Origin of the sequence: Methylobacterium sp. GC_Met_3 (assembly GCF_026540775.1) — a bacterium.
In the GTDB taxonomy this organism is placed as follows: domain Bacteria; phylum Pseudomonadota; class Alphaproteobacteria; order Rhizobiales; family Beijerinckiaceae; genus Methylobacterium.
Window position 1 is genome coordinate 1 of record NZ_JALNUL010000007.1, and the last position, 24,434, is coordinate 24,434.

At 68.0% G+C, this 24,434-nt stretch carries 24 protein-coding genes; 12 read left to right on the forward strand and 12 right to left on the reverse strand.

Going from position 1 to position 24,434, the window contains the following annotated elements; all coding sequences use genetic code 11:
- Nucleotides 1–87: 87 nt before the first annotated feature.
- Nucleotides 88–783 (forward strand): esterase, encoded by a 696-nt coding sequence (locus tag OXS27_RS11570; protein ID WP_267356345.1) that lies wholly within the window; start codon nt 88–90, stop codon nt 781–783.
- Between the two features lie 3 nt (nt 784–786).
- Here OXS27_RS11570 and OXS27_RS11575 read toward each other — a convergent pair whose 3' ends face one another.
- From OXS27_RS11575 to OXS27_RS11585, 3 genes are all read right to left on the reverse strand, one after another.
- Nucleotides 787–1,959 carry an HPP family protein gene (locus OXS27_RS11575; RefSeq protein ID WP_267356346.1) on the reverse strand — a complete coding sequence of 391 codons (1,173 nt, stop codon included), beginning with the start codon at nt 1,957–1,959 and terminating at the stop codon, nt 787–789.
- 83 nt (nt 1,960–2,042) lie between these two features.
- Complete coding sequence (frc, locus tag OXS27_RS11580) at nt 2,043–3,293, reverse strand: formyl-CoA transferase (RefSeq protein WP_267356347.1); 1,251 nt, start codon at nt 3,291–3,293, stop codon at nt 2,043–2,045.
- 59 nt (nt 3,294–3,352) lie between these two features.
- Nucleotides 3,353–3,835, reverse strand: a complete 483-nt coding sequence (locus OXS27_RS11585; RefSeq protein ID WP_267356348.1) for a PAS domain S-box protein — start codon at nt 3,833–3,835, stop codon at nt 3,353–3,355.
- Between the two features lie 298 nt (nt 3,836–4,133).
- On the opposite strand from OXS27_RS11585, the gene OXS27_RS11590 reads away from it, so the two are divergent.
- Nucleotides 4,134–4,787, forward strand: coding sequence for an ABC transporter ATP-binding protein (locus OXS27_RS11590; RefSeq protein WP_243925617.1), 654 nt, complete (start codon nt 4,134–4,136; stop codon nt 4,785–4,787).
- Between the two features lie 136 nt (nt 4,788–4,923).
- On the forward strand, nt 4,924–6,165 hold the full coding sequence (locus OXS27_RS11595) for a capsule biosynthesis protein (RefSeq protein WP_243925616.1): 1,242 nt from the start codon (nt 4,924–4,926) through the stop codon (nt 6,163–6,165).
- Between the two features lie 316 nt (nt 6,166–6,481).
- Here OXS27_RS11595 and OXS27_RS11600 read toward each other — a convergent pair whose 3' ends face one another.
- On the reverse strand, nt 6,482–6,685 hold the full coding sequence (locus OXS27_RS11600) for a hypothetical protein (RefSeq protein WP_267356349.1): 204 nt from the start codon (nt 6,683–6,685) through the stop codon (nt 6,482–6,484).
- 209 nt (nt 6,686–6,894) lie between these two features.
- Here OXS27_RS11600 and OXS27_RS11605 point away from each other — a divergent pair, with 209 nt between their 5' ends.
- Nucleotides 6,895–7,227 carry a helix-turn-helix transcriptional regulator gene (locus OXS27_RS11605; RefSeq protein ID WP_267356350.1) on the forward strand — a complete coding sequence of 111 codons (333 nt, stop codon included), beginning with the start codon at nt 6,895–6,897 and terminating at the stop codon, nt 7,225–7,227.
- A 330-nt stretch (nt 7,228–7,557) separates the two neighbouring features.
- Here the strand turns inward: OXS27_RS11605 and OXS27_RS11610 are convergent, their stop codons facing one another.
- A complete protein-coding gene (locus OXS27_RS11610; protein ID WP_267356351.1) occupies nt 7,558–8,136 on the reverse strand; it encodes a hypothetical protein in 579 nt (192 codons plus the stop codon).
- Between the two features lie 213 nt (nt 8,137–8,349).
- Here OXS27_RS11610 and flhA point away from each other — a divergent pair, with 213 nt between their 5' ends.
- Nucleotides 8,350–10,488 carry a flagellar biosynthesis protein FlhA gene (gene flhA, locus OXS27_RS11615; protein ID WP_243925612.1) on the forward strand — a complete coding sequence of 713 codons (2,139 nt, stop codon included), beginning with the start codon at nt 8,350–8,352 and terminating at the stop codon, nt 10,486–10,488.
- Between the two features lie 461 nt (nt 10,489–10,949).
- On the opposite strand, the gene OXS27_RS11620 is transcribed toward flhA, so the two are convergent.
- From OXS27_RS11620 to fliI, 3 genes are all read right to left on the reverse strand, one after another.
- On the reverse strand, nt 10,950–12,017 hold the full coding sequence (locus tag OXS27_RS11620; protein WP_267356352.1) for a lysylphosphatidylglycerol synthase domain-containing protein: 1,068 nt from the start codon (nt 12,015–12,017) through the stop codon (nt 10,950–10,952).
- A gap of 137 nt (nt 12,018–12,154) precedes the next feature.
- A complete protein-coding gene (fliJ, locus tag OXS27_RS11625) occupies nt 12,155–12,562 on the reverse strand; it encodes a flagellar export protein FliJ (protein WP_243925610.1) in 408 nt (135 codons plus the stop codon).
- 61 nt (nt 12,563–12,623) lie between these two features.
- Nucleotides 12,624–13,976, reverse strand: a complete 1,353-nt coding sequence (gene fliI, locus OXS27_RS11630; protein WP_243925609.1) for a flagellar protein export ATPase FliI — start codon at nt 13,974–13,976, stop codon at nt 12,624–12,626.
- A gap of 417 nt (nt 13,977–14,393) precedes the next feature.
- Between fliI and OXS27_RS11635 the strand changes: the two genes are divergently transcribed.
- Nucleotides 14,394–15,095, forward strand: a complete 702-nt coding sequence (locus tag OXS27_RS11635) for a response regulator transcription factor (RefSeq protein WP_244008164.1) — start codon at nt 14,394–14,396, stop codon at nt 15,093–15,095.
- Nucleotides 15,096–15,183: 88 nt separating this feature from the next.
- Here OXS27_RS11635 and OXS27_RS11640 read toward each other — a convergent pair whose 3' ends face one another.
- Complete coding sequence (locus tag OXS27_RS11640; protein ID WP_267356353.1) at nt 15,184–15,945, reverse strand: trypsin-like serine protease; 762 nt, start codon at nt 15,943–15,945, stop codon at nt 15,184–15,186.
- 91 nt (nt 15,946–16,036) lie between these two features.
- Nucleotides 16,037–17,428, reverse strand: a complete 1,392-nt coding sequence (gene cysS, locus OXS27_RS11645; RefSeq protein ID WP_267356354.1) for a cysteine--tRNA ligase — start codon at nt 17,426–17,428, stop codon at nt 16,037–16,039.
- A 287-nt stretch (nt 17,429–17,715) separates the two neighbouring features.
- Between cysS and OXS27_RS11650 the strand changes: the two genes are divergently transcribed.
- Nucleotides 17,716–18,063 carry a hypothetical protein gene (locus OXS27_RS11650; protein ID WP_243925605.1) on the forward strand — a complete coding sequence of 116 codons (348 nt, stop codon included), beginning with the start codon at nt 17,716–17,718 and terminating at the stop codon, nt 18,061–18,063.
- Between the two features lie 28 nt (nt 18,064–18,091).
- On the opposite strand, the gene OXS27_RS11655 is transcribed toward OXS27_RS11650, so the two are convergent.
- Nucleotides 18,092–18,604 (reverse strand): CreA family protein, encoded by a 513-nt coding sequence (locus tag OXS27_RS11655; protein ID WP_267356355.1) that lies wholly within the window; start codon nt 18,602–18,604, stop codon nt 18,092–18,094.
- 158 nt (nt 18,605–18,762) lie between these two features.
- Between OXS27_RS11655 and OXS27_RS11660 the strand changes: the two genes are divergently transcribed.
- Nucleotides 18,763–19,827, forward strand: a complete 1,065-nt coding sequence (locus tag OXS27_RS11660) for a DUF2865 domain-containing protein (RefSeq protein ID WP_267356356.1) — start codon at nt 18,763–18,765, stop codon at nt 19,825–19,827.
- Here OXS27_RS11660 and OXS27_RS32650 read toward each other — a convergent pair.
- A complete protein-coding gene (locus OXS27_RS32650; RefSeq protein ID WP_346732988.1) occupies nt 19,824–20,774 on the reverse strand; it encodes a hypothetical protein in 951 nt (316 codons plus the stop codon). The genes OXS27_RS11660 and OXS27_RS32650 overlap by 4 nt on opposite strands.
- 258 nt (nt 20,775–21,032) lie before the next feature.
- Here OXS27_RS32650 and OXS27_RS32655 point away from each other — a divergent pair, with 258 nt between their 5' ends.
- From OXS27_RS32655 to OXS27_RS11680, 4 genes are all read left to right on the forward strand, one after another.
- On the forward strand, nt 21,033–22,016 hold the full coding sequence (locus OXS27_RS32655) for an OmpA family protein (RefSeq protein ID WP_346732989.1): 984 nt from the start codon (nt 21,033–21,035) through the stop codon (nt 22,014–22,016).
- A gap of 490 nt (nt 22,017–22,506) precedes the next feature.
- Entirely contained in the window at nt 22,507–23,715 is a 1,209-nt protein-coding gene (locus OXS27_RS11670) for an MFS transporter (RefSeq protein ID WP_267356358.1), read from the forward strand.
- A gap of 98 nt (nt 23,716–23,813) precedes the next feature.
- Nucleotides 23,814–24,065 (forward strand): type II toxin-antitoxin system ParD family antitoxin, encoded by a 252-nt coding sequence (locus tag OXS27_RS11675; RefSeq protein ID WP_267356359.1) that lies wholly within the window; start codon nt 23,814–23,816, stop codon nt 24,063–24,065.
- A gap of 101 nt (nt 24,066–24,166) precedes the next feature.
- Entirely contained in the window at nt 24,167–24,352 is a 186-nt protein-coding gene (locus OXS27_RS11680; protein ID WP_267356487.1) for a type II toxin-antitoxin system RelE/ParE family toxin, read from the forward strand.
- Nucleotides 24,353–24,434: the final 82 nt, after the last annotated feature.

Below are 24,434 nucleotides of genomic sequence, written 5' to 3' on the forward strand. Positions count from 1 at the left end.
CCCCCGCCGAGGGGGAGGGAGAGATGCGGATGCCATCGCTCCCATCCCGACAGCATCGAACCCAATCAGAGCGAGCGATGTCCTGAGATGATCGATCCCGACCTCGCCGGCCGCCTGAACTTTCGCCACCGCCTGCCCACCCAGCAGCCCCTCGCCCCAGGCCGGCATGACCTCGGCCTGTTTGCCGAGCGAGACGCGGTGCTGGTGGTCCCCGAAGGTCTCGATCCGCGCCGGCCCTGCCCCCTGATGGTGGTGTTCCACGGCGGCGGCGGCAGCGCCGAGCGGATCCTGCCGATGCTGGAGCGGCACGCCCACGCCGAGAAATTCCTGCTCCTCGCCCCGCAATCGCTGTTCCCGACCTGGGACATCGTCATCGCCGGCCACGGGCCGGACCGCGAGCGGGTCGCAACGGCGCTCGGCTACGTGGCGGACCGATTCCTGCTCGACCCGGGACACCTCTGCTTCGCCGGCCATTCCGACGGCGGCAGCTACACCCTCTCCCTGGGGCTCGCGAACGGTGACGTGGCGAGCCACCTGATCGTCTCGTCCGCGGGCTTCCTGTCGGCGCACCTGCAAGTCGGCGTTCCAAGAATCTTCCTGTCGCACGGCACGCAGGATGAGCAGATCCCCATCGACCGCAGCGCCCGGGTCCACGTTCCGGCTCTGCGCGAGGCCGGCTACCCGGTCACCTTTGTCGAGTATGACGGCCCGCACGCCCACCAGCCGGCCGTGGTGGCGCAGGCAGTCGCGTTCTTCCTGGACGATACATCCGACGCCCGTTGAGGCTCAGGCCAGCGCGGCTCGGGCCTGCGTGCGGAGCGGTTCCTCGGGCGCATCGGCCTCGGACAGGAGGGCCGGAATCAGGTCCGTCTGCGAGACGATCCCGACCAGCCGGCCGTCGGCGTCGACCACGGGCAGGTGGTGGAGCCCCGCCTCCGACATCCGCGGCACCAGGGCGGCGATGGGTGTATCGGGAGCGACCGGCTCGACCGCACTCATGATGTCGGCGGCGCAGCCATGGGGCGCCCTGCCCCGCTCGGCGGTCAGACGCAGGCGGCGGCCGAGTCCGAGCCGCGGCCCGGCCCGGTCCCAGGCGGCCTTGTCGAGAAGATCGGTCTGCGTGACGATTCCCAGCACCCGTGCGCGCTCGTCGGTGACCGGCAGCGCCTTGATCCGGTGGCGACGCAACAGCCGCATGGCTTCGTCCAGCGACGCATCCGGCGCCACCGCGATCACGTCGCGCGACATGATCGCCGCGCAGGCGATCGGCCCCGAGCGGCGACCGTAGACCCGCATCTGCACCCGCCGCAGGATCTGCTCCAGGTCGCCGCGATCGACATCGAGCAGCTGGTCGAAATCCTCCAGCGCGGCGTCGAGATCCGAGGCCCGGAACCCCACGCGGGCGTCGGAGGGCGGATCGGAGGTCCGCGGGCCGGCCGGGCGCAGGTGCGGGTAGGTGCGCCCGGTCAGGTTGTTGAACAGCAGGGCGGCGGCAAGCAGGATCAGCGAATTGGCCGCCACCGGCCAGAGCACGAAGCCGTAGCCCAGCGCGTGGATCGCGGGGCCGCCGAGGACCGCCGTCAGCGCCACGGCGCCGCTCGGCGGATGCAGGCAGCGCAGGAGCATCATCAGGGCGATCGCTACCCCAATAGCACAGGCCGCAGCCACGAACGGATCGGCGATCCAGGCCGCCGCCGTGACGCCGACCAGAGCGGCGACCAGATTGCCGCCGAGGATCGACCAGGGCTGGGCTAGGGGACTCGCCGGCACGGCGAAGAGGAGTACCGCCGAGGCGCCCATCGGGGCGATCAGGATCGGCAACGCATCGGCCGGGGCGGATGCCCGGCAGACGAGGCCGGTCGCCAGGATGCCCACTAGGGCGCCTGCGGCGGAGCGCAGGCGCTCGCGCTTGCTGACCGGGGTCAGCTCCGGCAGGAAACGACTGAGGAACGCACGCATCGGGTCCGAGGCTCACACATGGACAGGACGGCGCCGCGGCGACGCCGTCCTGTCTCAGGATCGCAGAAGGTGTCCGGTCCCTATCAGACCGCGCGGGCCTCGTGCATGGCCCGGATCTGCTCCTGCGTGTAGCCCAGATCCGCCAGCACCTCGTCGGTATGCTCGCCGAGCAGGGGCGAAGCCTTCACCTCGACCTTCATGTCGGAGAACTTGATCGGGCTTCCGACGGTCAGATACGTGCCGAGCTTCGGGTGCGCGACCTCGACCACGGTGCCGCTCTCGCGCAGGGACTTATCCTCGGCGATCTCCTTCATCGACAGGACCGGCGCGCAGGGGATGTCGTAGGTGCGCAGGATGTCCACCGCCTCGAACTTGGTCTTGTCGGCGAGCCATTCCTCGATCGTCTTGAAGATGTCGAAGATCTTGTCCTGGCGGGCCCGCGGGGTGTTGTAGGCGGGATCGGAGATCCACTCCTCCTTGCCGAGCACCTTGCAGATCGGCGCCCAGGCGTGGCCCTGAATCGTGAAGTAGATGTAGGCGTTCGGGTCGGTCTCCCAGCCCTTGCACTTCAGAACCCAACCCGGCTGACCGCCGCCGCCGGCATTGCCGCCACGCGGCACCACGTCGGAGAACTCCCCGTGGGGGTATTGGGGGTACTCCTCGAGGTAGCCCAGCGCGTCGAGGCGCTGCTGGTCGCGCAGCTTCACCCGGCAGAGATTGATCACCGAGTCCTGCATCGACACGGCGACCTTCTGGCCGGTGCCGGTCTTGTTCTTCTGGTGAAGGGCCGTGAGGATGCCGATGGCCAGATGCATACCGGTGTTCGAGTCACCGAGTGCGGCGGCGCTGACGGTGGGCGGCCCGTCCCAGAAGCCCGTGGTCGAGGCGGCACCGCCCGCGCACTGTGCCACGTTCTCGTAGACCTTCAGGTCTTCATAGTGGTGGCCGTCCGAGAAGCCCTTCACCGAGGCGAGGATCATGCCCGGGTTCAGCTCCTGGATTCGGGCCCAGGAGAAGCCCATCCGGTCGAGCGCGCCGGGGCCGAAATTCTCGACCATGACGTCGGAATCCTGGATCAGCTTCTCGAGGACTTCCTTGCCGGCCTGGGTCTTGGTGTCGAGGGTGAGCGAGCGCTTGTTGGAGTTCAGCATTGTGAAGTAGAGCGCGTCGGCGTCCTCGACGTGGCGCAGCTGCGTGCGGGTCACGTCGCCGGAGCCGGGGCGCTCGACCTTGATCACGTCGGCACCGAACCAGGCGAGGAGCTGCGTGCAGGCCGGCCCGGCCTGAACGTGCGTGAAATCGATGATCTTGATGCCTTCCAGCGGCTTGCTCATAGGGCGTCCTCCCTTGGAATGTTGGGCGTTCGGGTGAAGGCGATGCGCGGCGGGCCCGGTCAGGCCGGCACGGTGGCTTCGAGCTCGGCCACGCGCTGGCGCAGCCGCTTTTCTTCCGTCCAGCGCTCGGTCTCGTCGCGGATCACCGCCACGATCCCGGTCACCCGGTCGGCGGCGTCCCGCACCATCCCCACCGTGAAGGCGATGGAGAGCTGGCTTCCGTCCTTGCAGATGGCCGGCACCCTCAGGGTCTCTGCCCCGTAGCGGGTGGTGCCGGTCCGCATCGTCTTGGCGTAGCCGTCCCAGTGGCGACGGCGGTGCCGTTCGGGCGTGATCAGGTCGAGCGTCTGGCCGAGCGCCTCTGCGGCGGAGTAGCCGAAGATCCGCTCGGCAGCCGGGTTCCAGACGGTAATCAAACCCTCCGGATCGGCCACCACCACGGCGTCGCCGATGGCCGCGACGAGATTGGCAAACTCGGATCCTGACCCTGTCGTCGTGCTGGCCGCTCCGTGCGGGATCGGTTCCAGCGGGGGATGCGTCATGGGCGGCCTTTCTCTCCGGACTTGGAGCTAAAGTTCCGACTTACCGGTGCAGCGCCGGCGTTTAACCGCGCCGAACCGTTGGTATTTGGTATGCCAAATGTGGAATGGCGTCAACGACCCGCCAAGAGCTGCACTTTCATTCCGACCCGTTCTGTATCCCGGGGAATGCGCGCGACGGGGCCGGAAGCGGGGTCGGTTCGGCCTATCGTGTTCTCAGATTTGCCGCTTTCGGCGCGCAGGAGCGCCGCAGCCGACAGCTCGGACCGGCGGTTCGGCACCCCGCCCTGGAGTTCATCCGGTGATCCGTTTCGAGAAAGTCAGCAAGGTCTACCGCACGGACGGTCACAAGCGGACCATCCTCGAACAGGCCTCGTTCACCCTGAAGCCAGGCATTTCTTACGGGATCCTCGGCATCAACGGCGCCGGCAAATCGACCACGATGCGGCTGATCGCCGGGACGGAAGATGCCACCCGGGGCAAAATCTATCGCGGGCTGCGGGTCTCCTGGCCGCTGGGCTTCGCGGGCGGCTTCCACCCGAAGATGACCGGCCGCGACAACGTGATTTTTGTCGCCCGAATCTACGGCGAGGACCCGCGAAAGGTGCTGGATTTCGTCGAGGACTTCTCAGAGCTCGGCAGCTACCTCGACGTGCCGATCTACACCTACTCGTCCGGCATGGGCGCGCGCCTCGCCTTCGGCATGAGCATGGCAATCCCGTTCGATTGCTACCTGATCGACGAGATCACCTCCGTGGGCGACGCGCGCTTCTCGAAGCGCTGCGACGAGGTCTTCTCCCAGCGCCGCAAGAACGCCGACATCATCATGGTCTCCCACTCCATGGAGACGATCCGGCAATGGTGCTCGCAGGGCCTCGTGCTGCTCAACGGTCGCGCGATCATCTACGAGGACGTGAACGACGCCATCGAGGTCTACCGGCGCCTCAACGCGTGACGCGACGCCGTCCGCGGCTGGCGGACATGCTTTTGCCGTGACCGCGTGAGAGACGATCCGGACGCGTGTGCCGCTATGCGGCCGGGTGCTTCCGGACGGATCGACCGTCAGGGCCGGGGAGGCCAGGAATCAAGCCATGAATATGGAGATCCGGAAAGCCGAGGGGCAGCCGGTCACGACCGCGGAGCGCCAGCAGGCGATTACCGAGTCGCTGCGGCAGATCGCGCGGATGTCGCGCTTCGCCGATCGCAAGAAGGGCATCCGCTCCTACCAGAGCCACGTCAAGAACGACCCCTGGATCCCGATCCTGTTCGTGGTCTGCTTCGTGCTGCCGACGCTGGCCGGGGCCATCTACTACGGGTTGATTGCCTCAGACCGGTATGTGACCGAAGCGCGATTCGCGATCCGGCCGGCCATCGGAACAGCCGACAAGGCGGCTCCGGATTCGGTGGGAACCAGCGCCGGCGTTCCGAGCCAGATGGTCGCGCAGGACACGCTGATCACCAAGGAATACATCGTCAGCCGGCCCATGCTGGAATCGCTCGAGGCGCAGCTTCCGCTGCGCGAGTGGTTCGGCAGCGACAGCATCGATTATGTCTCGCGTTTCGACCCGAGCAAGCCGATCGAGAAATTCATCCGCTACTGGAAGCGGCGCGTCGACATCGACATCGAGCCCAATTCCGGGATCATGGCGGTCACCGTCGAGGCGTTCAACCCGGATCATTCCCTCGCCATCGCCAAGGCCGTCATGAAGGAGGCCGAGCGGATGGTGAACGACCTCAGCGTGAAGGCGCGCGAGGATGCGGTGGCGGAGAGCACCCGCGAGTTGAAGCTCGCCGAGGAGCGAATGACCAAGATCCGCCTCGCGATGCGCGACCTGCGCAACCGCGAAGGCGTGCTTGACGCCCAGAAGTCGAACGAAATCAATTTGAAGATGATCGCCGAGCTGCGATCTGCGCGGATCAACCTTGCGGTCCAGCTTGCCATCGGCCAACGGGATCTCGGTCCCGAATCACGCCGCATCATCGACATCAAGCAGCAGATCAAGGATCTCGACGAGAACATCGCACGGATCGAGCGGCAATCCGCCAGCCAGGATCCGGAGCAGAAGCGCCTTCTCTCGGACGCGCTGACGCGGTTCGAGGCCCTCGAGAACGATCGCAAGAACGCCGAGAAGTACTATCAGCAGGTGCTGACGGCCTACGAGCGCTCCCGGATGATCGCAGCCCGCCAGATCGAGTTCTTCAGCCCGATCGTGGAGCCGGTGCGGGCCGAATCCTCGACCGAGCCCCGGCGTCTCCTGATGATCAGCCTCGTCACGGCGGGCGCGGCGGTGCTGTTCGCCGCCTCCATGTTCGCGCGGAAGATGATGGCCTGAAGGTTATCGTTTGAGCCACACCGACTGGGCCAGAAAAAGCTCCGGACGTCCGGTCGGAATGATTCTCGACGACGATGATCCAATCCATCCGATCCCATTCTAAAGGACCGGAGCGCAGCGGAAGCCTCCAAGGCGCACTCCAGAAGGGTGTGTGATATCTGGAGCCCCCATCCAGGCCCGCGTCGGGGTCACCTCAGGTGAGGGGTATGGGTTGGACGAAGTGTGCGGGATTGGCCACTCAGTTAGCCCTCCCAAGAACGCCCCGAGAAGTCTGTCAGGGCTGAGCGCAGCCGCGGCCGCTTCTCAATGGTCTCGCTTAGCGAAGAGAGGCGCGGATCTGCCTCCGCACGCGGCGCCATCGCATTTGCTCGCGCATTTGCGACCGAAACCAAGCCGCCTGTTCTTCAATGAAGGCGGCCTCTTCAGGATCGTCCGGGTAGCGACCCATGATATCGTTTGCTAGCCGCTCGATCTCGGCGCGCGGGATCGACGCCGGCAGGATGAAGCCCCAGAGGATCATCAAAGCGATTGCACAGGCAGGGGGCGAGAGCGCGAGCGCGATTAGCAATCAAGCCGTAATCGAGGTTGGCGCTTCGGCCATCGGCATATCCGTAAACAAGGAACCGATTGATCATAATCAGAACCACTGATTCGTTAAGATAGGAATCAGAACTTTCAGTTCCTCTAAACCCGCCGTCCTACCTCCGATGAAGGCTCCGGAGGTGAGGCGTGGATCTCAGACAGGCATTCGGAACCAACGTGCGCCAGCATCGCCGGGCTGTCGGCATGACCCAGGAGCATCTGGCCGAGCGCGTCGAGGTTTCCATCGAGACGATCGGGAAGATCGAGCGCGGTGTTGCGGCACCGTCCTTCGACACGGTCGAGCGGATCGCTTCGGCGCTCCAGATCTCACCGCTCGCCCTGTTCGGCGCGGGCGACGGCGCTTTGCCGAACGGTGACCGGGGCCGATTGATCGCACACATCCAGGCGATCCTCGCCGACATGAACGAGGATCAGATGGCCCGGGCGGCGAAGATGCTCGACGCCTTCATGGGGCGCTAAGCGAACGGCCGCTCGGCTGGTCCTGTCGCGATAGTCGGCAGAGATGTGAAAGCTCCGCCGAGATGGATCCAGGCCCCCCTTTGCCGAGCGCATGCAGCGCCAGCGGAATGCGATCTGGGATCCAGCACAAGACGTCGCGCAGCGTCGATCTGGATCATTCTGAGCCGCTACCGCGGCGCTCTTTGTGCTGAATTCCGGATCAGGTTCCGCTTCGCTGCACCTGTCAGGGACAGGCGCTTCATAAGCCCAAGGCGCCGACAACGCGCGGCGCGCCCGGCCGACCCGCCTCCGAGATGTCGACTGCGGATCTCCGATCAACCCGGAACCGCTTCAGCGGCCGGCGCCCGCCGGCCCGACCGTGCCGCCGGTCCAGCCCTGCGCGCGCCAGCCCTCGGCGCGCTCGTCAAGATCGATCGAGCCCGCCTGAGCGAGGATGCCCAATACGCCGTCGGCCTGTGTCTCGTCGGCCCGGACGGTCACCAGCGTCCCGCCGCGACGCACGCCCTCGGCGTAGGTCTCGGCCTCGCCCTCGCTCAGTCCCGCCCCGGTGAGCCCCCCAATCAGCCCGCCGGCGGCGGCACCAACGCCCGCGGCCGTTACGGTCGCCACAAGCCAGCCCGCCGCCACCACCGGCCCGAGGCCAGGAATGGCGAGGAGCCCGAGGCCGGCGAGCAGGCCCGCACCACCCCCCAGCACCGTTCCGACCGTTGCGCCGGTGCCGGCTGAATCGACCGCCTCGTCCGGTTCGTGTGCCTTATCGATCGGCGACAGCGCGGCAGCCTCGGGGTCGGTCCGGTTCGAAATGATGCTGATGTCGCCATGGGCGATACCGGCGGCCTCGAGCTGATCCACCGCCCGGGCGGCAGCCTCGTAATCGTCGAACAGGGCGGTCAGCGCGCGTGCAGCCATCGGAATCTCCCGGATCGGTGGCGACGCTGCGGGCGGGATACGGCGGAGCCGATGCCGGGCGGGTGCGTTCACCGACCGGTCAAGCGGCAGAGGCGCGCCCGGTTCCCCACTCCGGCCGGTCTCGTCTTAACGGGCCGCTAACCATCCACCCGGCAGATCTTGCCGGGTTCGCTGCGGGGAACGCGTCCAGGCAGGCGGCGACGGGTGGGATCGATGGCGGACACGGCGAGCGCGCCGACACGGATGGGCCCGGCGGCGCTGCTGGGACAGTTCGCGCTGCCGACCCGCGGCGACATGCAGGCCCTGTCGAAGCGCTCGGACCTCATGTTCGCCACCGGCGTGCTGGGGATCCTCGCGGTTCTGATCTTCCCGCTCCCCGCGATGCTGCTCGACCTGCTGCTGGCGGTCTCGATCATCATCTCGGTACTGATCATGATGACCGGGCTGTCGATCGACAACCCGCTGGAATTCACCGTCTTCCCGACGCTGCTGCTCATCGCCACGATGCTGCGGCTCGCGCTGAATCTCGCCTCGACCCGCCTGATTCTCGGCCACGGCCACGAGGGCACGGCGGCGGCCGGCCACGTGATCGAGGCCTTCGGGCATTTCGTGATGGGCGGCAACTTCGTGATCGGGATCATCGTGTTCGCGATCTTGATCATCGTGAACTTCGTGGTGATCACGAAGGGTTCGGGCCGCATCGCCGAAGTCGCTGCGCGCTTCACCCTCGACGCGATGCCCGGCAAGCAGATGGCGATCGACGCCGACCTCTCGGCGGGGCTGATCGACGAGAAGGCCGCCAAAGCCCGGCGCTCGGCGCTCGAAGAGGAATCGTCCTTCTTCGGCGCCATGGACGGCGCCTCGAAATTCGTGCGCGGCGATGCCGTGGCGGCGCTGCTGATCACCTTCATCAACGTGGTCGGCGGCATCATCATCGGCGTGGCGCAGCAGGGCCTGAGCTTCGGCGACGCCGCCAAGAGCTACACGCTGCTCACCATCGGCGACGGCCTGGCGAGCCAGGTGCCGGCCCTGATCGTCTCCACGGCCGCCGGCCTGCTGGTTTCCAAGGCGGGCGTGAAGGGCGCGGCCGACAAGGCCTTGGGCAAGCAGCTCGCCCATTATCCGAAGGCGCTCGGCATGTCGGCGGCGGTGATGCTGCTGATCGCGCTCCTGCCCGGGATGCCGATGCTGCCATTCCTGCTGCTGGGCGGCGGCGCCGGCTATGCCGCGTGGCGGATCAACAAGACCGCCAAGGAGGCACCACCGCTGGATGCGGAGGGTGCGCCGATCGACGCGAAGGCGGTGGCGGCCGCGAAGGAGGAGACCGTCACCGATCTGCTCAAGCTCGACGACCTGAAGCTCGAGATGGGTTACGCGCTGCTCGCCCTCGTGAACGGCGAGGGCCAGGACCGGCTCACCGACCAGATCAAGGCGCTGCGCCGCCAGCTCGCAGCCGAACTGGGCTTCGTGATGCCCTCCGTGCGAATCCTCGACAACGTCCAGCTCGACGCCAACACCTACGTGGTGCGGGTAAAGGAGATCGAGGCCGGCACCGGCCGGATTTTCCCCGGCCAGTTCATGGCGATGGATCCGATGGGCGGGCAGGTCCAGCTACCGGGCCAGCACATGCTGGAGCCGACCTTCGGCCTGCCGGCGACCTGGATCGACGCAGCGCTGCGTGATCAGGCACAACTCAAGGGCTACACGGTCGTGGACGCCGCCACCGTGGTCTCGACGCACCTCACCGAGTTGATCAAGGCACACGTCTCCGAGCTTCTGAACCACGTCGAGGTCTCCAAGCTGCTGCGCGAGCTGTCGAAGGATCACACCGACCTGCTCAAGGAGATCGTGCCGTCGCAGATCTCCACGACCGGCATTCAGCGGGTGCTGCAGTTCCTCCTGGCCGAGCGCGTCTCGATCCGCGATCTCGGGGCGATCGTGGAGGCGGTCGCCGAGGTTGCGGGCGGCGTGAAGAACCCCCGCGACGTGGTCGAGCATGTCCGTGCCCGGCTCGGGCGCCAGATCTGCGCCCAGTATCAGGATCAGAACGGCGCGTTGCCGATCATCACTTTGTCGCCGGCCTGGGAGCAGGCCTTCTTGGAATCGATCGTCGGCGAGCGAGAGGAGCGCTACCTCGCGATGCAGCCCTCGAAGCTCAGCGAATTCGTGACGGCGGTGCGCGACCGCTTCGAGGCGGCGGCGCGGCAGGGCGAGATGCCCGTGCTGGTGACCTCGGCGCAGACCCGGCCGTTCGTGCGTTCGATCATCGAGCGCTTCCGCCGGGAGACCCCGGTGATGAGCCAGGCCGAGATCCACCCGCGCGCACGGCTGCGGACGGTGAGCTCGATCTGAGGGCAACACCGCCGCCGATGACCGAGCACGATGGCCCACTCTACCATGCAGGCGGGGGTCGAGAGCGTTGGAGGCTAGGCGCGCCGCAGCGGTGCGTTTGAGTCGAACCCCGTTCTGGGCGTCCTCATCCCTCAACCTATCCTTGTCCCGCACGGGCTACGATGTTCACACATCGCTGGCCGCGGGGTTCTCTCCTCCCCCTTGCGGGGAGGCTTTGGAGGTGGGGGTCGTGCAGATGGCACCGCTGCACCTCATCCCGAACCACCCCCACCCCTGGCCCCTCCCCGCACGGGCAAGAGGAAAGGCGCTCGGCTCTCAGGGCGATGGCGCCGGAGGGAGATCTGTGAATCGGTAGCCCAGACGAGAGACGGGACCCGTGCCACGTCTCGCGGCGATCACCAGCCCACGCTGCGCAGATCAGCAAGCCACTTCTGGAGCGGAGCTACGTCCGCTTGCCCGCCTCAGATCGCTTTCTGCTTCAGTTCCCGCTCGAGCTCATGGGGATTGAGCCCCGGGACCACGACCGGCGGATCCGGCACCACAGTCGCCTTCGGCCCGTGCGCCGCGGAGCCGATCGCCGCCGCCAGCCTGGACCGCTCGAACGCGATCACCACGACCACGGAGATCAGCGCCGGGATCCAGAAGTAGAAGATCCGGAAGATGATCACCGCCGCGATGATCGCATCCTTCTGCGCCTCGTCGGTGATGTGCATCGCGGTGATGAACACGATCTCGAACACGCCGAGACCGCCCGGGGCGTGCGAGGCGAGCGCGACCGAGAACGACGCCAGGAAGATCGCCAGCACCGGGATGAAACCCGGATTCATCGCGTCGGGAAGCGCGAAGTAGATGATGCCCGCCGCGCCCAGCAGCTCCAGCGGCGCCGCCAGGAGCTGGCGGCCCATGATGCCGGGCCGCGGATATTCCAGCTTGAACGAGCGGATGTGCAGCGGGCGCAGGCGCAGGATCGATCCGATCACGTACAGGCCGACGAAGGCCAGCATGCCAATGCCGACGATCAGTGCGGCCTTCGGATCGGTGAGGAAGCCCGGCAGCTTGCCGTCGAGCCGCGACAGCAGGTGCGGATCGACGACCAGCGTGAAGCCGCCGAGCAGGATCGTGCCCAGGAAGAAGGTGAAGGAGCAGAGCGCCACCAGCACGGCGACCTGCGCCGCGGTCAGGCCCTTGGCGGTGTAGGCCCGATAGCGCACCAGGGCGCCCGAGAAGACCGAAGCACCAATATTGTGCGACAGCGCGTAGGTCGTGAACGAGCAGAGTGAGACGAACAACAACGAGATGTGGCGGACGCCCAAATGTAGCAGTGCGATTCGGTCGTACCAAGCGAGCGCCGCGTAGGCGACCAGCGTCGAGAGCGCCGCGAGTAGGATCCGATGCGGCGGGATCGCCAGGATTGCGGCCCAGATCGCCGACAGCGAGGTCGACTTCAATTCCTGATAGAGAAAATAGCCCGATATCAAGACGGCGGCGAGGCCGATCAGTGGCCAGATGAACTCGCTAATCTTCTTCATGAACACCGACGCCCCGGGGATAACCCCTGATGCGCCGTCACGCGGCGCCCTGCAAGCGGCGTGACGCCACCAAGGGGCCCCCTTGTCAGCTGATCATGACGGTTTCGTGCCACGCACCGGCTCGGGGGCCGATCGCATCAGCCGCGGGCGCGGTTCAGTCCGATCCCGTCCATCGCGGCCTGGTCACGGACCAGTTCTGCGGCCCGCTCGGCAGTACGTTCGCGGTCGTTGAGGATCTCGACCTTCTTCAGCTCCTCGAAGGCCTCGCCGAGCTCGGCTTTGGCCTCTGCGAGCTGGCCCTCCAGGGCCTGGGCGGACTGGCGCATGTTGTCCCGGCGGGTGGCCGCCGCGCGGGCGTAGGTCGGGTAGGCGAAGTGGCCCACATCGGTGATGCCGGCGCGGGCCTCCTCGACGGCGACCTCGCGGTCGAGTTCCACCGCCATGCGCTGGAAGTCGGCCATCATCATCTCGATCTGGGTCACACGCCGGCGCTTCTCATCGACCTGGAAGCGGCGCAGGCGGATCAGCGTGTCACGCGATTTCATCAGGACGCTCACTCCACGCAACGCTCAAGGCCGTGCCGAGGATCGCGCCTGGCCCGTGCCCCTAGGCCCCGCCGACGATCTGACCGAGCCGTGCGTAACCATCGCCGATGGACGTTGCTTCTTCCTTACCCTGCCCAAGAAAAGCCTCAAGATGAGGCATGAGCGCCACGGCCTCGTCGACCTCCTGGGATGAGCCGGCGCGGTAGGCACCGAGCCGGATCAGCTCCTCCATATCGGCATAGGTCGAGAGCACCCGGCGCGCCCGCCGCACCACCGGCAGGTAGGCCGGATCGCAGGATCGCGGCATGGTCCGCGAGACCGAGCGCAGCACGTTGATCGCCGGGTAGCGGCCCCGCTCGGCGATGGCCCGCTCCATCACGATGTGACCATCGAGGATGCCGCGCACCGCATCGGCCACCGGCTCGTTGTGGTCGTCACCCTCGACCAGCACCGTAAAAAGCGCCGAGATCGTCCCCTGCCCCACCCCGGGCCCAGCCCGCTCCAGCAGGCGCGGCAATTCGGAAAAGACGGTCGGTGTGTAGCCCTTGGCGGTGGGCGGCTCGCCGGCCGCGAGGCCGATGTCACGCTGAGCCATGGCGAAGCGCGTGATCGAATCGATCATGCACAGCACCTTGGCGCCCTGATCGCGAAAATGCTCCGCCACCGAGAGGGTCACGTAGGCCGCGTTGCGGCGCATGAGGGCCGGTTCGTCGGAGGTCGCCACCACGACGACCGAGCGCGCGAGGCCGGCGGCACCCAGATCGTCCTGGAGGAACTCCTGCACCTCGCGGCCGCGCTCGCCCACGAGCCCGATCACCGCCACGTCGGCCGCCGTGTAGCGGGCGAGCATCGAGAGCAGCACCGACTTGCCGACGCCGGACCCCGCGAAGATGCCCATCCGCTGGCCGGCGCACATGGTCAGGAAGGTGTTGATGCAGCGGACGCCGAGATCCAGCGGGCCGCCGACCCGGGTCCGGGCATGGGCGGGCGGCGGATCGGCCCGCAGACTATAGATGTCCGGTCCCTGCGGCAGGGGCCCGAGCCCGTCGACCGGTCGCCCCAGGGCGTCGACCACGCGCCCGAGCCAAGCGCCCGAGGGGCGGATCGCCCCCGCGGCCTCGTCGCGCACGAAGGCCGGGCAGCCGCGGCGGACGCCCTCCAGGGACCCGAACGGCATGGCCAGCGCCCGGTCGCCCTGGAAGCCGATGATCTCGCAGGGGACCAGCCCGTGGCCGTTCGCGCCCTCGACGTCGATCCGCCCGCCGAGCCGCATCGCCGCCACGGGGCCGGCGACTTCCACCAACAGGCCCCGGATCGCCACGACCCGGCCGAACGTCTCCAGCACCTCCACGCGCTCCAGCGCGGCCTGCGCCGCTGCGAGGGAGGAGACGGATCTTGCCGAATCCTGTGTCATGAGCCGCGCTCTCAACGCTTCGTTTACCGGGCTCCTTAACACTGCGACCCACGAGCACGCAGCGGTTCGGTCCGGCAGAGGTTCACGGCCAAGCTCGATGAAATCGGGCGCTGTGTCCGGTGAACCACAGCTCGGACCGTAGCGTTTCGTGAGAAGTACTTAGACCGCCGGGGCGGACGCCCCGGTCGCAAGTGAAGCGGAATTACGGTCCCGGACGGGGTCGGGGGAGCCTTCTTTCTCCGGTCACGCTCGCAGATTGGCGAACGTAGCGCTTGCGGTCGGGAATCAGGTTTTGTTAACGATTAATCCATAGCGTCCCACGTCAAGAGCGACGAGGCGCCCGTCCACAGGCCGGTGGCGGGCGAACGACGGGACGTGTCTACGCGCTGATGCGGCCGGCGGGGCTGGGGACCGACGATGCGGGTACTTCTGATCGAGGACGACAGCGCGACTGCGCAGAGCATCGAGTTGATGCTCAAGTCCGAGAACTTCAACACCTACACCACCGATCTCGGTGAGGAGGGTATCGATCTCGGCAAGCTGTACGATTACGACATCATCCTCCTCGATCTGAACCTGCCCGACATGTCGGGCTACGAGGTGCTGCGCAACCTTCGGGTGGCGAAGGTGAAGACGCCGATCCTGATCCTCTCCGGCATGGCCGGCATCGAGGACAAGGTGAAGGGTCTCGGCTTCGGGGCGGACGATTACCTCACCAAGCCGTTCCACAAGGACGAGCTTGTGGCGCGGATCCACGCCATCGTGCGCCGATCGAAGGGCCATGCCCAGTCGGTCATCACCACCGGTGATCTGATCGTGAATCTCGATCAGAAGACCGTCGAGGTCGGCGGCGCCCGGGTGCACCTGACCGGCAAGGAATACCAGATGTTGGAACTCCTCTCGCTGCGGAAGGGCACGACGCTCACCAAGGAGATGTTCCTGAACCATCTCTACGGCGGCATGGACGAGCCGGAGCTGAAGATCATCGACGTCTTCATCTGCAAGCTGCGCAAGAAGCTCGCCAACGCCAGCTCGGGCAAGAACTACATCGAGACCGTCTGGGGCCGCGGTTACGTGCTGCGCGAGCCGATGGACAGCGAAGAGCGCATGGCGGTCTGATCCGCCAAGAGATCCGCTTCCGAAAAACCCCGTGCGGTCCGGCCGCGCGGGGTTTTCGCGTTCTCGATGGGCGCGCGGCTCCGAAACTTCAGCGCGCTTTCGAAAAGACCTGCGCGGCCGGCGCGATCACCACGTAGCTGCCGCACGGCGCGGCCCGGCTGATCACCGCGCTGGCGACGCCCCAGACGTAGAGGCCACGCCGGTCCTGGGCGACCACCGGCCCACCGGAATCGCCGAAGCAGACCCGGGCGCCCCGAGCCTGCGCGATGGTCAACCCGGTGCTACTGGCGGCCAGCGGCGTCAGCGTTGCCGTGCGCAGGCGCCCGACGCTGGTCCCGGACAGGCCGGCACCGGCGATCCGAAGGGTCTTCGGAACCCGCCCGGCATCGGCCGCCAGCGCGATCGGCCGGTGGCCGCGCGCCGGCTCCGTGAGGCGCAGCACCGCCAGATCCAGGGAGAGGTCGGCGAGGCTCACGTCGGGGGCCGCGTTCGGCAGCATCTCCCCCGGATCGGGGCTGTAGCGGGCCGCGACGCGCGCGCCGTAGACAGGCTGCGCCGGCTCGGTGCCGCGGAAGAAGACGACCAGCGCGCCGAGGGGATCACCGTTCACGCAATGCGCCGCCGTCAGCACGAGGTCCGGCGCGATGAGGACGCCGGTGCAGCGGGTGAGCTTCAGCGCCTCCTCGGGCTGCGTGATCGTGCCGATAGCGACGGTGGCCTGCGCCAGGGCGTCCCGCCCGGCCGGCGCGCCGCCCTGGATCGCTGCGGCCGGCCCGGCGAAGCCGAGCCCGAGCGCGAACGCCGATCCGGCGCGGGTGAGGCGCCACCCAAGGGTTCCAAAGATGGTCACGTGCGGATCCCTTTTTCCGGCGAACGGTCCTGCCTGACAGATGCCGCCCGCACGCTCCGGGGCAAGCGGGCGCGAGGACGCGGCCGAAACGTCAGCGCGCCACCGTCCACGTGGTCGTGCCGTCCTTGTTGTCCTTGACGGCCACGCCCATCGCGGTCAGCGCGTCGCGCGCCCGGTCGGAAGCCGCCCAATCCTTGGCAGCCCGGGCCGCGCGTCGTTCGGCGATCAGTGCGTCGATCGCCGCGACATCGACGCCGGAGGCGGCGACCGCATCCTGCTCCCGGTCGCTGCGGGTGCGTGCGAGGAGGCCGAACAGGTTCGCGCCAGCCCGCAGCGCGGCGGACTGCCCCTCCGAGCCGAGCCGGTGCAGCTCGTTGATCGCCGCCGGCGTGTTGAGGTCGTCACACAGGGCCTCGACGACCGCGTCGGGGATATCGCGCGCCACTGGCGCATCCCCGGCGGCGTTGTACCAGCGGTCGAGCACCCGGCTCGATTCCTCGAGCCCGCGCAACGTCCAGTCGATCGGCTGACGGTAGTGCGTCTTCAGCATGGTGAGCCGCACCACCTCGCCGGGCCAGTCCTTCAGCACATCGCGGATGGTGACGAAGTTGCCGAGCGACTTCGACATCTTCTCCCCCTCTACCTGGAGGAAGCCGTTGTGCAGCCAGACGTTGGCCATGACGGGCGTGTCGAAGCAGCAGCGCGATTGCGCCACCTCGTTCTCGTGGTGCGGGAAGATCAGGTCGATCCCGCCCGCGTGGATGTCGAAGGTCTGACCCAGATGCTTGGCCGACATGGCGGAGCACTCGATATGCCAACCCGGACGCCCCGGCTCGGGGATCCCGGCCGGCGACGGCCAGGACGGCTCGCCTGGCTTCGAGGGCTTCCACAGCACGAAGTCGAGGGGCGAGCGTTTGTAGGGCGCGACCTCGACCCGGGCACCGGCCTCCATCTCGTCGAGGGGGCGCTTCGACAGACCGCCGTACTCCGGCATCGACGGCACATCGAACAGGACATGGCCCGCAGCCACGTAGGCGTGGCCGGAGCGGACCAGCGCCTCGATCATCGCCACCATCTCGGCAATGTGATCGGTGGCGCGAGGCTCGATGAAGCGGGGGCGCTCGCCGGCCACGTTCACATTGTCAGGCATCAGTACGCCGAGGTCGCGCACGTCGCGGTGGAACTGCGCCAGCGTCCCATCGGTGAGTTCGCGGATGGTGATGCCGCGCTCGGCCGCCCGGGCGTTGATCTTGTCGTCCACGTCCGTGACGTTGCGCGCGTAGGTCACGTGCGCGGCGCCGTAGAGGTGGCGCAGTATCCGGAACAGCAGGTCGAACACGATGATCGGCCGGGCGTTGCCGATATGGGCGGCGTCGTAGACCGTCGGGCCGCACGCATAGATGCGGACATGCTCCGGATCGATCGGCGCGAAGCTCTCCTTGGCGCCGGTCAGCGTGTTGTAGAGCCGCAACATCAGCGCCATGAATCCCACCCTCCTCCCGGCGCGATCGCCGACGAAAACGAGCCTGCCTTCAGAGGCCTACGGGGCGCACGCGGCCAAGAAGGGCCGAAACGTGGCGCGGCGACCGGTGCCGCCACGGCATCCTGTTGCATCGCCGCGACGGCGCGGCTCGCGCGATGGGGCTAACGCAAAAGCGTGAGGAATTCGAGCAGGCGCTCGCATCGTGCGGGTAAGGCTTCCTTAACCGCGGCGTCGGACCGTCCGGGCAACGAACCTCACGCCGCAGTTCCTGTGCTCAAGGACCCTCGATGCGTCGCTCGGCAAACGGTATCCTCGCCCTAGTCACGGCCTTCGCCACCGCAGGTCTTGCGCATGCCGCGCTGGCCGGCAGCGACGGCGAGACGCCCGTGAAGGCGCCGAGCCACGTCGAGAAGACATTCCTCATCCCGTTGAGCGACGGCTACGGCGTCGGCGACTGCCTGACGACGCCCGGGAGCAGCTGCGGCCAAGTCGTCGCCAACGCGTGGTGCGAGGCTCAGGGTTACGCGGCAGCCAATTCCTACGGGATCGCCGCCGCCGACGAGTATACGGGCGCCATCAGCCAGCCCATCTCGACCCCGCTGGAGCGGCCGATCCGGATCACCTGCCAGGACTGACAGTCGAAGACCGGCCGCGGGGCCTACCCTACTTCATGGCGTCCGCGCATTTCGGTGCCAGCTCCGTGCCCCAGGGGGCGAGCGGTACCGCCGAGCTCGAGTTCTTCGGCGAGCCCTGGATCACCTTGTCGGAATAGACCATGTAGATCAGCGTGTTGCGCCGCGTGTCGCAGCCGCGCACGATCTGCATCGACTTGAAGATCAGCGAGCGGCGCTCGCTGAACACCACCTCGCCCTGGCTCAGCTTGCCCTTGAAGGCGACCGGGCCGGTCTGGCGACAGGCCAACGAGATGTCCGAGACATCCTCGGCCAGACCCAGCGTACCCTTGATCCCGCCCTTCTCGGGCTGCGTGTACCAGCAGGCGACACCCGCCACCGCCGGGTCGTCAATGCCGTAGACGACCAATTTGTCGTTCGGCGTGAGCGGCCGCCAGACCGTCGATTTGTCGAAAATCCGGTCCGGCTCCTGAGCGGCCGCGGGGCCCGCTGCCGCCATCCCCAGCGCCAGAACGCCAACATAGGTGAGACTCCGAAACCACATCACCGGCCAATTCCCCCTCAAGCTTGCCGATGGGATGTAGGGGGGGTGTTGCCGTCCTGCGAGGGGGCGTAGGATCGCGTTGCTTCGGCCCCGAAGCGCGGATGCGCCCCGCCCGGCCTTTTCGGAGCGCAGCGTACCCGGCCAACGCGATGCAGCTTATGCCTCAACGTCCGATCGTCCGTTCGCTCGGCCGCATCCTTTCGATTGCGGTCTTGGCCCTCGGACTGTCCAGCCCCCTCGTTGCGCCGGCTGCCGCGCAGGAGACACCGTCGGCCGCCGAGACGCGGCCGGTTCCGCAGATGCCCTCACCCCAGTGCCGGCGCTATCGGGCCGAGCTGGCGTCGATCCAAAACGGCGGCAGCACGACGCGGGCGCTGAACGACGAGATCGGGCGGCTGGAAGCCTATTACCGCGGCCTCAACTGCTCGGAGAAATTCCTGTTCTTCGATACGCGGCCACCGCAATGCGGTGCCGTGGAGCAGCGGATCCGCGCCCTCAAGGCCACCTACGGCGGCGCGGTGCTCGACGACGACGGAGCGCGCCGGCGCGAACTCCAGAGCCTCGTGGCTTCGACCTGCCCCACGCGGGAGACCTACGCGGCGAGCGGCGAATCCTATGCCCGAGGCGGCCCGCAGATGGTCTGCGTCCGGATCTGCGACGGCGGGTTCTTCCCGCTGCGCAATCTGCCCGAAGGGCGCGGCGGCGCGGACGAGATGTGCCAAGCGCTCTGCCCCGGCGCCGAGGCGCAGGCCTATTCGATGCCCTACGGCGACGATGCGCTGAAGCATGCCGCCACGGTGAAGGGCAGCCGCGCCTATACGAGCCTCGCCAACGCCTTCAAGTTCCGCAAGGAATTCGTGCCGAACTGCTCCTGCAAGCCTGAGGGCAAGACCTGGGCGCAGTCGCTGGTCAAGGCCGAGAGCATGCTGGTCCGGCACAAGGGCGACATCTTCGTGACGCCGATGCAGGCCGAGGCGTTGTCCCGCCCGAAGGTTAGGCTGACGCTGGTCGGCCGCGCCGACCGAACCGCCGCGGAACTGGCTGCCGACGTCGCCGGACGCGCTGTGAAGAGCAACGCGGAGGCGTCTGCCACAGGGCCCGACGCCGGCAGGGGCTGGGTCGACCCTGAAGCGCAGCCGTCCAATCGCGCCAAGCCGGATCACGTCGCCGTGCGCATCATCGCGCCGAATGTGATCGCTGTTCCACAGCGTCTTACCCCTTAGCGCGTACTTGCGGGGAACCAATCGTAGCGTTCCGTGTTCGGCTCGGCCTGACCCGATACGAGGCCTCGATGCGGCTCCTGCGATTGCTTCTCCTGACCGGCACCGTGCTGCCGGCTCTGACCTCCCTCCAACCGGCCGATGCGTCGCCGGGCCGGATCCTGCTGGCGCAGGGCGGTCCGGAGGAGCGTGGGCCCCGCGGCGGTGAGCCCCCGCGCGGTGGCCCAGGTCCGGAGCGCCCGCCGCAGGAACGTCCCGGCCCGCCGCAGGAACGTCCCGGCCCGCCGGCAGGACGCGAGCGGCCGGAGCCGCGTCCGGAGCGAGCAGCTCCGCCGCCGCGCGAGCGTCCCGAGCCGCAAGCCCCGCGTCAGGCCGAGCCCCCGCAACGGGAACGTGCGCCTGAGCGCCGGCCGGAACCGCCGGCCCCTCGTCCGCCAGCCCAGGAGCGGCCGGATGCTCGCCCGGATCGTCAGGAGCAGCGGCAGGACCGCCAGGACCGTCAAGAGCAGCGGTCTCCCAACGCGCGGCCGAACCGTCCGGAGCCGCGTTCGCCGGATGCCCGGCCGAACCGTCAGGAGCGCCAGCCCGACCGGGAGGACCGTCAACCGGATCGGCCCGCACCGGATCGGAACGGCGGTCCCGGCGCCCAGCCCCGGCCCGACAACGACCGGCCAGGGACGCCGCCGCGGCAACAGGGCCCCGATCGTGATCGCCGTGCGCCCGATGCCGATCGCCCGAACCCGCCGCCGGGTGCTCCCGGTCGGCCCGATCAGCGGCCCGACAACCAGCGCGACAACCGCCCGCAGCCGGGTACAGGACCCGGCGCCGAGCCGGGCCGTCCCATGCCGCCCAACACGGCTCCCGGAGCTCCCGGACGGCCGGACCAGCGCCAGGATCTTCAGCGCCAGAATCCACAGCGCCAGGATGTGCAGCCCGGTGACCGGCCGCAACCGAATGCCAATCCCGGTGCCGAGCCGAACCGTTCAGCTCCGCCCAACGTGGCGCCGGGCGTGCCCGGGCGGCCGTTCCAGCGTCAGGACGTCCAGCCCGATGGTCGCGCACAGCCGAATGCCGGCCCTGGCGCAGAACCGGGTCGCCCCGTTCCGCCCAACCAAGCCCCGGGCATCCCCGGGCGTCCATTTCAGCCGCCGGGTCAAGCCGGCGGCCCGGGCCAAGTCGGTGGCCCCGGCGGGCGCGCTGGAAATGGCGTGTTCAGCGCGCCGGGTCAGCCGGGCTACGTGCCGGGCGGCTTCCGCCAAGACGATAACGTCCGAAGCTTCGACCAAGTGGTCCGCGAGCGGCGCGAGTACAACGAGGACGGGCGGACCTACTACCGCGAGCCCGGGCGCATCATCGTGCGCGACCGTGACACCTACCTGATCCGCCACGACGAGAACGAGCGCTTCCGTGCCCTCGATCCGCGCGGCTACCGCTACGTGCAGCAGGGCGCCGATTTCTACAGCTACCTCGATCGGCCGGGCGGGGAGCAGGTCGTGACCGTGACCGCCGATGACGGGCGGATGCTGCGCCGGTACCTGCGTTATCGTGACGGCCGCGAAGTCGTGTTGATCGACAACAGCTACGCGGGCCCGATCCGCCCGATCTATGAGGACGTGGTGGTGCTGCCGCCCCCGGATATCCGGATCCCGCGGGACCGCTACATCGTGGATTACGCGCAGGCCGACGAGGGCGAGGTCTACGAGGCGTTGACGGCACCGCCGGTGGTCCCCGTCGAGCGCCGCTATACCCTCGACCAGATCCGCTACAGCCCGGACCTCCGGGCCCGGATGCGCTCGGTCGATATCAACGCGATCACCTTCGACACCGGCTCGTTCACGGTCACGCCGGAGCAGGCGGCGAAGCTCTCGGTGATCGCGGCCGCGATGAACCGCGCCATCCAGGCCAACCCGCGCGAAGTCTTCCTGATCGAAGGCTTCACCGACGCGGTCGGCTCCGCGATCGACAACCTCTCCCTGTCGGACCGGCGTGCCCAGTCGGTGGCGACCGTGCTCACCGAGCAGTTCCGCGTGCCACCCGAGAACCTGACCACGCAGGGCTACGGCGAGCAGTACCTGAAGGTGAACACGCAGGGCCCGTCGCGGGAAAACCGCCGCGTCGTCGTCCAGCGGATCACGCCGCTGCTTCAGCAGGGCGAGGGGCAGGGACAGGCAGCGCCACCGCCGCCACGCTGAGTGGAGAGGACGTCTCGATCGGGCGGCCGCCGTCGGCCGCCCAGTCCTTCACATGCAACGTCAGTCGGGCGGCCCGAGGCTGAGAAGCCACAGGCGCGCAAGGGCCTGCACATGAGGCTGGACGGCAGCATCGACGTTGCCCCTTCGAACCAGTCGCGCGGCAACCTGTTGATCCTCGGCGTGTTCAGCAGCCTTCCCGCCACCGACAGCCCGCGCCAACAGCTCCGCCACGGAGGCCGCACAACGCTCGTGCTGATCCGCGATTGCCTTAAACGCCAGAGAGCCCGGCGACCTGCCGCCCGGGGCGGATGCGCAGCGGTTGGCCGCGTTCTTCCACAGCATCATCAAGTAGGCGATCGCGTTCCAGGCGCGACGGCCCTACACGCGGGGCGTTGCGAACGCTGATCGCCCCGACAGCCCGATGCGCGGCAGTTGACGACGGCACCTGCGGACATCACCAACGCGCGAAGATCGGCAACGCGGGACGGGCATGGACAGCGAAGCGGACGGGCGGCTGATCCGGTCAGGCACGCCGGTCTTCCGCCGGACGGCGCTGGCATTGGCGGCCGCGGGGTTCTCGACCTTCGCGGTGCTCTACGCGGTGCAGCCCCTGCTGCCGATCTACGCCGCGGATTTTGGCGTGTCCCCGGCCGAGAGCAGCCTCGCCCTGTCGCTGCCCTGCGGCCTGCTGGCCATGGCGCTCTTGGTAGTCAGTCCGCTGTCCGAGATGTGGGGCCGCAAGCCCGTGATGCTGGCCTCACTCCTGGCCTCCGCGCTGCTCACCATCGTGGCCGCCCTGGTCCCCGGCTGGCATGGGTTCCTGATCCTGCGCGCACTCACCGGCCTCACGGCGAGCGGCCTGCCGGCGGTCGCCATGGCCTATTTGGCAGAGGAGATGGACGCGCAGGCGATCGGCCTGTCGATGGGCCTTCTGGTCGGCGGCAATGCGCTGGGCGGCATGTCGGGACGACTCATCAGCGGCGTGATGGCCGATCATGTCGGTTGGCGGATCGGGCTCGCCACGATCGGCGTGCTGGCACTGGCTGCGGCCGTTGCCTTCTGGCGCTGGCTGCCCCCCTCCCGCAGCTTCGTGGCGCGCCGGATGGCGTGGCGCGAGGTGCCGGGCAGCTTCGGCCACCATTTCCGCGATGCCGGCCTGCCATGGCTGTTCGTCGAGGCGTTCCTGCTGATGGGCGGCTTCGTCTGCATCTACAACTACATCGGGTTCCGCCTGCTCGATCCGCCCTTCTCTCTGAGCCAGACGGTGATCGGGCTGATCTTCTCGGTCTACCTCGCCGGCATGGTGAGCAGCCCGGTCGCCGGGGAGCTCGCCAGCCGGTTCGGCCGGCGGCGGGTGTTGTGGCTCGCAACCAGCCTCGGGCTCGCCGGGATCCTGATGACCCTCTTCGACAACGTCGTGCTGATCGTGTTCGGCGTCGTGGTCACGACGGTAGGCTTCTTCGCGGCACATTCGGTCGCGAGCAGCTGGGTCGGTCGGCGCGCGCGGCGCGACCGGGCGCAAGCCTCTTCGGTCTACCTGTGCATGTACTATCTGGGCTCCTCCGTGCTCGGCACGGCGGGCGGCTGGTTCTTCGCCCATTCCGGCTGGACCGGCGTGGTGCTGTTCGTGGGCGGGCTCTACGGGCTGGCGCTGGCCGTGGCCCTGCGGCTGTCTCGATTGGAGCCGCTGGCGTCATGAGCCGATTCGTGTGGTGGCCGCTGCGTGCGTGATGCTGCCGACCGATTCTTTGGCAGACGAGGTCGATTCCTGGCATCGTACCGCGAGGAGATTCCGACATGGCGACCATGACGATCTCGTTGCCCGACGCTTTGAAGGTTTGGGTCGAAGCTCAAGCCGGCGCAAGCCGCTATGCCAATGCCAGCGACTACGTGCGAGATCTGATCCGGCGGGACCAAGAGCGCCTTGGGAAGATCGATGATCTGCAAAGACTCGTCGATGAGGGCTTGGCGAGTGGCGTCAGTGACCGAACGGAAGAGGATACTCGTCGCCTCGGCCGGGAGAGGTTGGCGGTCCTTCGGGGCGAATGAGTTTCCGGACGACACAGCGGGCTGATGAGGATCTCGCAAAAGCCTACGCGGCGGGCGCGATCCGCTTTGGCGAGGCTGCGGTGGAACGGTTCTAGAACGGACTGTTCGCTGCGTTCCGGCTGCTGGCCGCTAACCAGCGGATGGCGCGCGAGCGCCAAGCGTTCGACCCGCCGGTGCGGCTCCATCCCTACGGCGCCCACATGATCGTCTACCTCGAAAACGGAGCGGGCATCCTCGTCATCCGCACCCTGCACGGGCGGCAGGATTGGGAACGCGCGCGCGCGTGAGCATAGCCTCCGCAGCGCTTGCTCAGCTTGCATGATTGCGGATCACGACAGCGCGAGGCATCGTCCCCGCGAGGTCGTACGC

Bases quoted from the DNA above. Each gene is read 5' to 3' on its own strand.
- OXS27_RS11570 (WP_267356345.1), top strand. From the start codon at position 88: ATGATCGATCCCGACCTCGCCGGCCGCCTGAACTTTCGCCACCGCCTG.
- OXS27_RS11575 (WP_267356346.1), bottom strand. From the start codon at position 1,959: ATGCGTGCGTTCCTCAGTCGTTTCCTGCCGGAGCTGACCCCGGTCAGC.
- frc (WP_267356347.1), bottom strand. From the start codon at position 3,293: ATGAGCAAGCCGCTGGAAGGCATCAAGATCATCGATTTCACGCACGTT.
- OXS27_RS11585 (WP_267356348.1), bottom strand. From the start codon at position 3,835: ATGACGCATCCCCCGCTGGAACCGATCCCGCACGGAGCGGCCAGCACG.
- OXS27_RS11595 (WP_243925616.1), top strand. From the start codon at position 4,924: ATGAATATGGAGATCCGGAAAGCCGAGGGGCAGCCGGTCACGACCGCG.
- OXS27_RS11600 (WP_267356349.1), bottom strand. From the start codon at position 6,685: ATGATCCTCTGGGGCTTCATCCTGCCGGCGTCGATCCCGCGCGCCGAG.
- OXS27_RS11610 (WP_267356351.1), bottom strand. From the start codon at position 8,136: ATGGCTGCACGCGCGCTGACCGCCCTGTTCGACGATTACGAGGCTGCC.
- flhA (WP_243925612.1), top strand. From the start codon at position 8,350: ATGGCGGACACGGCGAGCGCGCCGACACGGATGGGCCCGGCGGCGCTG.
- OXS27_RS11620 (WP_267356352.1), bottom strand. From the start codon at position 12,017: ATGAAGAAGATTAGCGAGTTCATCTGGCCACTGATCGGCCTCGCCGCC.
- fliJ (WP_243925610.1), bottom strand. From the start codon at position 12,562: ATGAAATCGCGTGACACGCTGATCCGCCTGCGCCGCTTCCAGGTCGAT.
- fliI (WP_243925609.1), bottom strand. From the start codon at position 13,976: ATGACACAGGATTCGGCAAGATCCGTCTCCTCCCTCGCAGCGGCGCAG.
- OXS27_RS11635 (WP_244008164.1), top strand. From the start codon at position 14,394: ATGCGGGTACTTCTGATCGAGGACGACAGCGCGACTGCGCAGAGCATC.
- cysS (WP_267356354.1), bottom strand. From the start codon at position 17,428: ATGGCGCTGATGTTGCGGCTCTACAACACGCTGACCGGCGCCAAGGAG.
- OXS27_RS11650 (WP_243925605.1), top strand. From the start codon at position 17,716: ATGCGTCGCTCGGCAAACGGTATCCTCGCCCTAGTCACGGCCTTCGCC.
- OXS27_RS11655 (WP_267356355.1), bottom strand. From the start codon at position 18,604: ATGTGGTTTCGGAGTCTCACCTATGTTGGCGTTCTGGCGCTGGGGATG.
- OXS27_RS11660 (WP_267356356.1), top strand. From the start codon at position 18,763: ATGCCTCAACGTCCGATCGTCCGTTCGCTCGGCCGCATCCTTTCGATT.
- OXS27_RS11670 (WP_267356358.1), top strand. From the start codon at position 22,507: ATGGACAGCGAAGCGGACGGGCGGCTGATCCGGTCAGGCACGCCGGTC.
- OXS27_RS11675 (WP_267356359.1), top strand. From the start codon at position 23,814: ATGGCGACCATGACGATCTCGTTGCCCGACGCTTTGAAGGTTTGGGTC.